Origin of the sequence: Neobacillus jeddahensis, from assembly GCF_000612625.1 — a bacterium.
Taxonomy (GTDB): domain Bacteria; phylum Bacillota; class Bacilli; order Bacillales; family Cytobacillaceae; genus Neobacillus; species Neobacillus jeddahensis.
This window is the reverse complement of record NZ_CCAS010000096.1, coordinates 1-9,737: the sequence shown is the minus strand read 5'-3', so window position 1 is coordinate 9,737 and position 9,737 is coordinate 1. Positions and strand designations below refer to the sequence as shown.

At 39.2% G+C, this 9,737-nt stretch carries 12 protein-coding genes; 6 read left to right on the top strand and 6 right to left on the bottom strand.

Going from position 1 to position 9,737, the window contains the following annotated elements:
• Positions 1-436 precede the first annotated feature (436 nt).
• Both TY15_RS22165 and TY15_RS22160 read right to left on the bottom strand, forming a co-directional pair.
• Positions 437-775: a DsrE family protein gene (locus TY15_RS22165; RefSeq protein WP_040204507.1), complete on the bottom strand. Its 339-nt coding sequence runs from the start codon at positions 773-775 to the stop codon at positions 437-439.
• 15 nt (positions 776-790) lie between these two features.
• Complete coding sequence (locus tag TY15_RS22160) at positions 791-1,099, bottom strand: metal-sulfur cluster assembly factor (protein ID WP_040204506.1); 309 nt, start codon at positions 1,097-1,099, stop codon at positions 791-793.
• Positions 1,100-1,400: 301 nt separating this feature from the next.
• Here TY15_RS22160 and TY15_RS22155 point away from each other — a divergent pair, with 301 nt between their 5' ends.
• The 3 genes from TY15_RS22155 to TY15_RS22150 all read left to right on the top strand — a co-directional run bounded on the left by TY15_RS22155 (position 1,401) and on the right by TY15_RS22150 (position 2,664).
• Positions 1,401-2,213, top strand: coding sequence for a Cof-type HAD-IIB family hydrolase (locus TY15_RS22155; protein WP_040204505.1), 813 nt, complete (start codon positions 1,401-1,403; stop codon positions 2,211-2,213).
• Between the two features lie 111 nt (positions 2,214-2,324).
• Positions 2,325-2,477 carry a hypothetical protein gene (locus TY15_RS24790; protein ID WP_179301718.1) on the top strand — a complete coding sequence of 51 codons (153 nt, stop codon included), beginning with the start codon at positions 2,325-2,327 and terminating at the stop codon, positions 2,475-2,477.
• 1 nt (position 2,478) lies between these two features.
• Positions 2,479-2,664, top strand: coding sequence for a DUF3813 domain-containing protein (locus TY15_RS22150; protein WP_040204504.1), 186 nt, complete (start codon positions 2,479-2,481; stop codon positions 2,662-2,664).
• Between the two features lie 67 nt (positions 2,665-2,731).
• Here TY15_RS22150 and TY15_RS22145 read toward each other — a convergent pair whose 3' ends face one another.
• Entirely contained in the window at positions 2,732-3,574 is an 843-nt protein-coding gene (locus TY15_RS22145) for a YitT family protein (protein WP_040204503.1), read from the bottom strand.
• A 102-nt stretch (positions 3,575-3,676) separates the two neighbouring features.
• Here TY15_RS22145 and TY15_RS22140 point away from each other — a divergent pair, with 102 nt between their 5' ends.
• Positions 3,677-4,531, top strand: a complete 855-nt coding sequence (locus tag TY15_RS22140) for a DegV family protein (protein ID WP_040204502.1) — start codon at positions 3,677-3,679, stop codon at positions 4,529-4,531.
• 36 nt (positions 4,532-4,567) lie between these two features.
• Here TY15_RS22140 and TY15_RS23895 read toward each other — a convergent pair whose 3' ends face one another.
• Together TY15_RS23895 and TY15_RS22135 are read right to left on the bottom strand one after the other, a co-directional pair.
• Positions 4,568-4,699 carry a DUF3941 domain-containing protein gene (locus tag TY15_RS23895; protein ID WP_074432861.1) on the bottom strand — a complete coding sequence of 44 codons (132 nt, stop codon included), beginning with the start codon at positions 4,697-4,699 and terminating at the stop codon, positions 4,568-4,570.
• Between the two features lie 73 nt (positions 4,700-4,772).
• Positions 4,773-5,636, bottom strand: a complete 864-nt coding sequence (locus TY15_RS22135; RefSeq protein ID WP_040204501.1) for a CvfB family protein — start codon at positions 5,634-5,636, stop codon at positions 4,773-4,775.
• Between the two features lie 208 nt (positions 5,637-5,844).
• On the opposite strand from TY15_RS22135, the gene TY15_RS22130 reads away from it, so the two are divergent.
• Positions 5,845-6,336 carry a YajQ family cyclic di-GMP-binding protein gene (locus TY15_RS22130; RefSeq protein WP_040204500.1) on the top strand — a complete coding sequence of 164 codons (492 nt, stop codon included), beginning with the start codon at positions 5,845-5,847 and terminating at the stop codon, positions 6,334-6,336.
• 944 nt (positions 6,337-7,280) lie between these two features.
• Complete coding sequence (locus TY15_RS22125) at positions 7,281-8,153, top strand: SDR family oxidoreductase (protein WP_040204499.1); 873 nt, start codon at positions 7,281-7,283, stop codon at positions 8,151-8,153.
• A gap of 46 nt (positions 8,154-8,199) precedes the next feature.
• Here the strand turns inward: TY15_RS22125 and TY15_RS22120 are convergent, their stop codons facing one another.
• Entirely contained in the window at positions 8,200-9,720 is a 1,521-nt protein-coding gene (locus TY15_RS22120) for an alpha-amylase family glycosyl hydrolase (RefSeq protein WP_040204498.1), read from the bottom strand.
• Positions 9,721-9,737 lie beyond the last annotated feature (17 nt).

Below are 9,737 nucleotides of genomic sequence, written 5' to 3'. Positions count from 1 at the left end.
TCAGATCGGGTGCTTAACTGGATCTCAAAACCGATAAGAGCGAGGCCAGGTACCGCGACTTCATGCTTCTCGGACCATCAAAAATTTCGCGAATATCTTATCCGTAAAACAAAGCGAAGGCACCACTAGCAAATCCACTAGTTGTGCCTTTTTACGCGCAGAACTTCCGAGTGTCCCCTGTAAGAAAAGCGCAAGGCGCCCGTAATCGTCGATATAGAGAGACTTAGTCGATTGAAAATCGGCTTAGTCCCTCTTAATGCGTACAGAAAGCGATAGCTTTCTGTAGCCAAGCACAAGACGAGCCGGCGGGAAGGTTGTTCTTTAACCTTCTCGACGGACCCGCTTGTGACCTCGAGCCGATGGCTTCTTGAGCTGGACATTTCTCTAAGTCAAAACTTATAAATTATATTATAAAAAACAGCAGAAGCTCTGCTGTTTAAGAAATGGTGATGACTTCATATTTTGCTGCCAAGTCAATAAAGTCAGCCATTCCACTTATTTTTCCTACCGATAATTTTTCACTGACCCCATAGTGGTCTGCACATGTTTTACATGCTAAAACATCGACTCCCTTTACTTCTAATTCCTTTAAATGAAGGGAAACAAAAGAATCTTCTGTTAGCGTGAGGACCCCACTGTTCATGCAGAACACAGCTGCTGGAAGATCCTCTTTTTGTTTGAGAATTGTAAAAAATGTTTCAAGGATATTCTCACCCAGTAATTGATCGCCTCTGCCTAATTGGTTAGAACTTACTAAAATTATTTTATTTTTCATCAGAGTATTTTGCCCTTAACGAATTCCTAAAGCAATTTTCGCATAGCGAGACATCATATCTTTATTCCAAGGTGGATTCCATACAATGTTAACATCTGTATCTTTAATTTCTGGAATGTCGGCTAAGGCACGTTTTACTTGATCGACAATCGTTCCTGCAAGCGGACATCCCATTGTCGTTAAGGTCATAGTTACGGATGCGATCCCCTCATCATCCATATCTACATTATAAACTAAACCTAAATTAACAATATCAACACCAAGCTCAGGGTCAATAACTAACTCTAATGCCCCCATAATATTATCTTTTAATTCTTCATTCATATAAATTCACTCCTTAGTGAGATGATCTTCTTATTTACTTCATGAATAGATTTTATTACCATTTTCAAAAAGCAGCGAAAGAAAGCCACTTTTGAAAGGCATATGAAAAGTATAAAGGTTTTTATATGCTTTTGGTGTGAATTTTTTTACAGTTTGGCTATAAAATTGTTAACATAGTACTTATAGAAAAATAAAATCATTCCTTTTGATCAATTTGTCATATTCGTATTGTAACATGTTGACAAATTTTTTCCTAAAGCAATGCAGTTGGTTGAAAATTCAAAAACAAGAAGGAGTTCTTATGACTGAGAGACACTTAATCGCATTAGATTTAGATGGAACGTTATTAAAAGATGATAAAACCATTTCCCTAAAAACAAAAGAGATCATTAACAAGGCAAAAGCCAATGGGCATATCGTTATGATTGCAACAGGCAGACCTTATCGATCCAGCGAGATGTATTACCGTGAATTGGAACTTGACACACCAATTGTTAATTTTAACGGCGCATTTATGCACCATCCCCGTAATTCTGCTTGGGGATTTTATCATGAACCACTTGATGTAAAAGTAGCAAAAGAAATTGTTGAAGCGTGCCGAAGCTTCCATTTTCATAATATCATTGCCGAAGTGATTGACGATGTATATTTCCACTATCACGATGAAAAGCTCTTAGATATTTTTAGCTTTGGTAATCCTAAAATTACAACAGGTGATTTAGCAAATTACTTACAGGACTCCCCCACCAGTATGTTAATTCATACAGAAGAAGATCAGTTACAGACCATCAGACAGCATCTATCCGATGTGCATGCCGAAGTAATTGACCACCGCAGCTGGGCTGCACCATGGCATGTTATCGAAATCATTAAAGTCGGATTAAATAAGGCAGTTGGTTTAAAAAAGGCTTCCGAGTATTATGGTATCCCGGCAGACAGAATTATTGCGTTTGGTGATGAGGATAACGATCTTGAGATGCTTGAATATGCTGGTCATGGGATTGCAATGGGAAATGCCATCGATAAAGTCAAAAATATCGCAAATGATATCACGTTTACGAATGAAGAAGAGGGAGTTGCCCAGTATTTGGCGGAAATGTTAAATATAAAATAGTTTGTCTTTCCCCAATATTTCCTTAAATGAAGACACTTCATTTTGGTCATACTATTTTTGAGGCAGCAGTGCTGTTTCAATCTAAGCTATGAGCATATTGGAGGGATTCAGATGGGTAAACGAAACAAATCAAAGCGCTTTGTCCAGCAAGGAGTGGATACGGTAAGCAAGCATGCGGATCGTATTCCCTACCACATGACCTACGCTGAAGCTGAAGCTCAGAAGATGGCCAATGTGCATGAATCCTCGCTCGGAGGAATATAACATGGGTAACCAATTGTTCCAAGAAGCACGAAGATTTGTGGAGATGGCGAAATCCGCCAACCCAAGTGAACTTGATACTGTAGTCGAGAAGGCAAAAAATGCCCTTAGTTCCGCGTACGCCAATTCGACTGTAGCAGAGCAAGCCCAGCTCCAACAAATGCAACAAGAGCTTGATCAGATTCAATAGCTGCATAAAGAAAAGTGGAAGCACCTTTATGTGCTTCCACTTTTCCTTTCTGTCGATGTTCAATTACTTAATCTCTTCGAAAAAATCCAAACACATTTGTGGTTTGAATTATATTTGTAAAGGCGTTTGGATCCACGTCCTTAATGATTCTTTCCAAATCATATAGCTCATAGCGGGTAATTACAATCATCAGCATGTCCCGTGTTTCATTGGAAAATGCTCCTTTGGCAGGAACCATCGTGATCCCTCTAACAAGGGAAGCATGAATAGCCTTTTTTAAATCTTCTGCCTTATTGGTTATGATCATAGCAGTAAGCTTAGCATGTCTTGTATGAATGGCATCAATCACTCTGGTCGAAGTATATAGCGTAACCAGTGTATAGAGAGCCTTTTCCCAACCATAAAGAAAACCAGCGGTGATGATAATAACGCCGTTTAAGACAAACATATAAGGGCCAACCGGTTTATCCTTCATTCTCGATAATACCATTGCAATGATATCTACTCCACCTGTCGAGGCACCCCATTTCAAAGTAATTCCCACACCAATTGCAAGTATAACTCCTCCAAATACGGCATTTAATAATATATCATGCGATACTTGTTTGATGGGGATCATGGTCAGAAATAACGATGACAGGACAACACTTAAAAAACTATACACCGTAAAGGATCTACCTACCTTTTTCCACCCTAAAATCGCGACTGGGATATTCAGTACAAGCAACAATAGTCCCATTGAAATATTTAATGGTGTATAATCACTAAGTACCTTTGAAAGTAACTGGGCAATTCCTGTAAAACCGCTGGAATAAACATTTGCTGGGATTAAGAATAAATTCATGGCAAGTGCATTTAATAATGCACCGACGACCACAATGAATATTTTTTTTGTTTGGAGCCAAATCAATGGTGTGTCCCCCTTTTTCATTCTCCAAATAGATAATTGTATTTCTCAGGTGAAACCGATAAACTGAAATTAATAGATATATTGTGAAAGCAGGTGATCTTCATGGTGGTAAAAATCCTCGCTGACAGTGCATGCGATTTACCCAAAAGTTATTACGAAGAAACGAATGTTGTATTATTTCCCTTGATGGTACAGATTAACGACCAAGCATATGAAGATGTGAAAACGATTGATCCAAAAACAGTCTATGACGCCATCCGCAGCGGTATCGTTCCAAAAACATCACAAGTTTCTCCGCTTTTATTTGAGGAAGTTTTTACAGCGATGGCGGAAAAGAATGAAGATGGCATCTATATCGCCTTTTCCTCTGAACTATCTGGTACATATTCAACCGCTGTTATGATTCTTGACCAAGTGAAGGAAAAATATCCAGACTTCCAATTAACAATTGTCGATACAAAATGTGCTTCGCTTGGAGTGGGTCTAATCGTTCAGGAGGCAGCTCGACTGGCTGCAGAGAATATCGAGAAAGAAAAAATTCTAGAAGTCATTCTTAATAGAACCCAGCATATGGAACATATTTTTACCGTTGAGGATCTGGATTACTTGGCAAAAGGCGGCAGGGTCTCAAGAGCTTCCGCATTTTTAGGTGGATTATTAAATATAAAACCGATTCTAAATATGGAAGATGGTAAACTCGTTCCAATTGAAAAAATCCGCGGTAAAAAGAAAGTGTTCCGCAGAATAATGGAAATCATGAATGAGCGTGGTTCCGATTTGAACGAGCAGATTATCGGAATTAGCCATGCGGATAATCTCGAAACAGCCAATGAAGTGAAAGCAATGATTGAAGAGGAATTTCATCCAAAAGAGGTTTATATCTCCTCGATTGGTTCTGCAATAGGTGCCCATACAGGACCAGATACCATTTCGATTTTCTTTTTAAATAAACTTTAAATATAAAAAATGAGTGAGGCGCACCTCACTCATTTTTTATTTATGATCTGTTTTCTTAGAATATTGATTTTTGCCTGCTTGACGGTTTTTTTCACTCATCATATTCTTTTCATGTCTTGATGCATTATTGTCTTTGGCTTTTTTATCATTATCAGAAGTATGTGGCATTTGCTGACTCCTTTCAAAATTCCTTACAATCCATATTGTCTGTCATTTAGAAAAAGAGTATGTAACAAATGGATTATTCTTTTTTCTCATAGGTCCAGCTGCCTTCTTGATAGACCCTGCCTTCCTTCATTAGCTTTCCTAGCGCGCGTTTAAATGCCGCTTTACTTAAGCCAAAACGTTCTTGAATTTCGTCAGGCATACTTTTGTCACTATATGGCATCGCACCGTTCCGGCTCATTAAGTACTCGTAAATCCGGGCAGAATCCAGGTCTTGTGAATCTTCTTTCCTAGCTAATAAGGACACATTAATTGTTCCATCTTCCTTGACGTCAATAATCCTGCCTTCCACCATTTCGCCCAAGCGTGGTTCGACTGGGCGCTGGGATTCATGAATAAACCCCTTGAAGCCTTCAATCGTATATATCCAGCTCCCCACTTTGGCTGTCCGGTAAATATGCCCTTGCACATTTTTATTAAAATCATTTCTTGTAGCTTTTACTGAGATGGACTGAATAACTGGATCACTCGCTAGCCTGGCATATAGTAAGTAACTGCGATTTAATCTTAGCGTAACATAAACCAGGTCCCCAACATTTGGCCAGACTGAATGATGGGCTGGAAGATCATCCACGCCTAATAAAATATCTTTCGGTAAACCAATGTTCAAGAAGACACCGATTTTTGGATTTGTATCCGTTACCTTAACCCATGCATAATTATTAACCGAAACTTCGGGAATGGTCATCGAAGCGGAAATTCTTCCTTGTGAATCCACAAATAAAAATACCTCTACTTCATCACCATCCTCCAATTCCTGCTGGGCTTGATTTATATGCAGTAACACATCCTCAGCACCATCTGTTAAAAAATAGCCAAATTCAGCTTTACGAGCAACTGTTAATGTAGTGGTTTGACCAATTAATTCATTTAAAGACATACTATAAACTCCTCTTTTCTTTTCTCGGAGATTCTTCAAAAAATTTTAAAGTATTCCTTTTGATTTGATGCTTCTAGCTCCATCATCTAGGAGCTAGTTCGCTTCCACTTTTCTATTCTTGTTTGAACTGCTATATTTTACTATAATGTACCCGTAAAGGGAAACTTTAGCAGGTATTATTTCTTTGCAAAAAATGGAGGTTATGAAAATGTCTAAAGACAGCTCATTTGATATTGTATCCAAAGTAGAATTTACTGAAGTCACAAATGCGATTACACAAACCATGAAGGAAATTGGAACACGTTACGATTTTAAAGGTAGTAAAAGTGAGGTTACGCTCGATAAAGAGGACCTTGTCCTCGTTTCTGACGACGAATATAAAATGGACCAATTAAAGGATGTTTTACTTGGAAAATTAATTAAGCGTGGCGTTCCGATTCGAAACCTCGATTATGGCAAAATAGAAAAAGCCTCAGGCGGCACTGTCCGCCAACGCGCAAAGCTTGTTCAAGGAATCGATAAAGAAAATGCCAAAAAAATTAATACAATTATAAAAAATAGCGGTGTGAAAGTAAAAAGTCAGGTCCAGGATGATCAAGTACGCGTGAGTGGCAAAAATCGCGATGACTTACAAAAAATCATCTCATTAGTTCGTGAAGCAGACCTAACCATAGATGTACAATTCATCAATTACCGTTAAATACAAAGGCGCTGTCGAAAAATTTTCGACAGCCTTATTTTCGTTAGGATTTTATCAATTTATAGCTTTGCTACTCGATAAAATGTTCGTTTAAATATAGAAGAAACTGAAAAGGCTTCTTAAATTTAAGCTGCGTTGAATTTGGTTGATATTTCCGCTCCAGGCACTTCGCTTTCCGCGGGCGGCACGGGGAGCCTCCTCAGCGCAAGCGCCTGCGGGGTCTCCCCAGCCCCGTCCTCCCGCAGGAGTCTACGTGCCTTCCGCTCCAATAAATCGAGTCCTATTACGCAGCCGAAATTTAAAAAGATATCATTCCTTATTTGGAAATTTACACATGATAGAGAATTTGATTTGTTTTTTGTCCAAATAGATAGGAATTATTTTATAAAGCAACAAGTAAAAGGTAAGAGTGACTCGATTATCTATAGCAAAACACCGCTTTATTAATATATAAGTAAAAATTGTGCTAATCTTCGCAGACTCAAGAGATAGAGCTGTATGGCTTTGCTACAATCGATTACTTGAAATAAAAAATGTAGGTGAGCAAGTTCTTTTAGCTGTGGTTGGCCAAAACACGAAAAATATTGCCATACACTTAACAAACCTAGGTTAAGTTGATTGGAGCGGAAGGCGCTCGACTCCTGCGGGAGTACGGTACAGGTGAGATCCCACAGGCGCAAAGCGCCGAGGAAGCTCACCGGAACGCCCGCGGAAAGCGAGCGCCTGGAGCGGAGATCAACTCAACTGACACACTTAACAGCTAAATTATGTATAAGCTATTGATTTTTTAAATTCTAAAAAATGATCATCGAGAAAAAACATTCCTTTCTTTACAATCTACAAATGCCATAAGAAGCACTCCTTATGCCTTTTTTATTTTCTTCATAATTTAGCTCATTTATCTAACACTATCTATTGAATACTTCACATGGAGGTTTTTGGATATGAGTCAATCTCAACAACAATCAAAAACAACTTTTCCGGCCCAACATCAAAATCACCAGCCTGGTATCGAAAGTGAAATGGATCCTCGTCCGCAATCAGTCACAAACACCTACCGCCCTGGGGGGAAATTAACCGGCAAAACCGCTATCATAACCGGGGGCGACAGCGGGATTGGCAAATCTGTCGCCCTCTATTTTGCTAAAGAAGGCGCTGATATTGCCATTGCTTATTTAGAGGAGCATCAAGATGCCGAGGAAACGAAGAAGCTCATTGAAGCAGAAGGACGCCGATGCCTCCTTTTTTCCGGTGACATTGGCAATGAGGACTTTTGTAAAGAGATTGTGAAACAAACCATCGCTCAATTTAGCAGGCTTGATATTCTTGTGAACAATGCAGCTGAGCAGCATCCACAACAAAGTCTTCTTAGTATCACTGCAGCACAGCTTGAGAAAACGTTTCGAACCAATCTATTTTCCTTTTTTTATATGACAAAAATGGCCTTACCTCATCTTAAGAAGGGTGCATCGATTATTAATACGGCTTCCATTACTGCCTATGAAGGTAATGAACAATTATTGGACTATTCTGCATCAAAAGGAGCGATTGTTTCATTTACTCGTTCATTGGCTAAGTCACTAGCACCGCAAGGGATACGCGTGAACGGCGTGGCTCCAGGGCCCATCTGGACGCCGTTAATCCCATCCACCTTTACAGCCGATCAAGTAACCACCTTTGGAGGTAATACGCCAATGGGTAGAGCAGGGCAGCCTTATGAACTGGCACCAAGCTACGTGTTCCTGGCCTCAGAGGATTCATCCTATATGAGTGGGCAAATGATTCATGTTAATGGCGGTACAATCGTGAATGGATAGAGATTAGTTCAAAAAACGCAACTAGGATTCCCCCAGTTGCGTTTTTTTAGCGCTTATTTTTTTTCCCTTTTTTAATCACTAAGAAAAGAAAAATAACGGCAAGTACGATTACTAATAATAATGCAGCAATGTGGACAACTTTGATTCCACTTTTATCCGCAAGTACATAAATCTCGGAATTATCGCGGTCGACGATAAGATTATATTGGTGATCGTGACTACGCACAAGATCACCGCCCAATAGCCCACGGAGCTCCTTATTATCCTGTAATTGCTTGTCAGTTAAAATCACCTTTTGAGATTTCTTTGAATTGTTAATGGCAATAATGGATACTTCCCCATTATAAACACGCTTATAAACAACCATTCCGCCATTGTCATAAAGCATTTCCATTGTTCCTCTTGTTAAGGATGGAAGCTGGTTTCTTAATTCGCCAATCTTCGTAATGTAATCAATTAATTCCTTTTCTGTTCGGAAATTCATTTGCCTCCGGTTATCCGGGATTTCTCCTCCAATTAATGCAATTTCCGTCCCATAATAAAAGATCGGAATGCCCGGGGTAGTATACAGATACGTTAAGGCCGTTTTCCAACGGGAACCCGGGAATTGTCTCAAGTCGACAATATCATTCGTAAATCTCTCCGTATATTCATCATCAAAAAAATTAGCCCTTAATTCGGGGTTTCCCTCCTGTTTCCCATCAGAATGAAGCGGTTGGAAGGATTGCTTCGTTGTTGCAAATGCTTCTCTTAATTTCTCACTTTGGGAATAATCAAATAAGCTGTCAATTCCCGCATTTTGATATTTTTCACTATCAAGTTGTGTTTTTTCAGACGGAATACCCATTAGGAAAAAGTCCTTTTTTTCCTGCTTTACTTCATTTGAAAAATCACTCCAGAAGCTTAATGGAACCTGGTTCACCCCAGGAAGACTATAGCCATCCACATCTGTCTTCTTTATCCACCATTTTGCAGCCTCAATTAAGTAACTTTTCACCTCAGGGTTGTCCTGATTAAGGTCAGGTAATCCATCATCCCATCCATTTTCAAGCTGTACCTGATTGTTTTTATCCAAAATCTGCTGCTCTTTATGGAACCAGTCCTGTTTGCTGGTATCCTTAACCCACGGATGTGAAGGTGCAACGTTATTTGTTACAAAATCAATCAAAACCTTCATCTTACGTTTATGAGCTTCTTTAACAAGCTTTTGAAAGTTCTTTATGGTACCAAAATGCTCATCCGTTTGATAAAAATCTGACACCCAATATCCATGATAGCCACCTTTCGCATTATCAAATATCGGTGTCAAACGAATGGATGTAAATCCCATAGCCTGTATGTAATCTAACTTTTCAATAATGCCCTGGAAATCACCGCCATTATAGGCCAACGGGTCTTTGGAATTCACATCGATATCATTTGTTATATCCCCATCGTTGAAGCGGTCAACCATAATCGAATAAACGGTTTCATCCTGCCACAATCGTTTTTCTTTTTTGACGGCTGCTTGGGCAGGTAACGATGCCAATAATAAAAATATAATCATGAATAGTGTAACTTTTTTCATTGCTTGTCCTCCTCTAA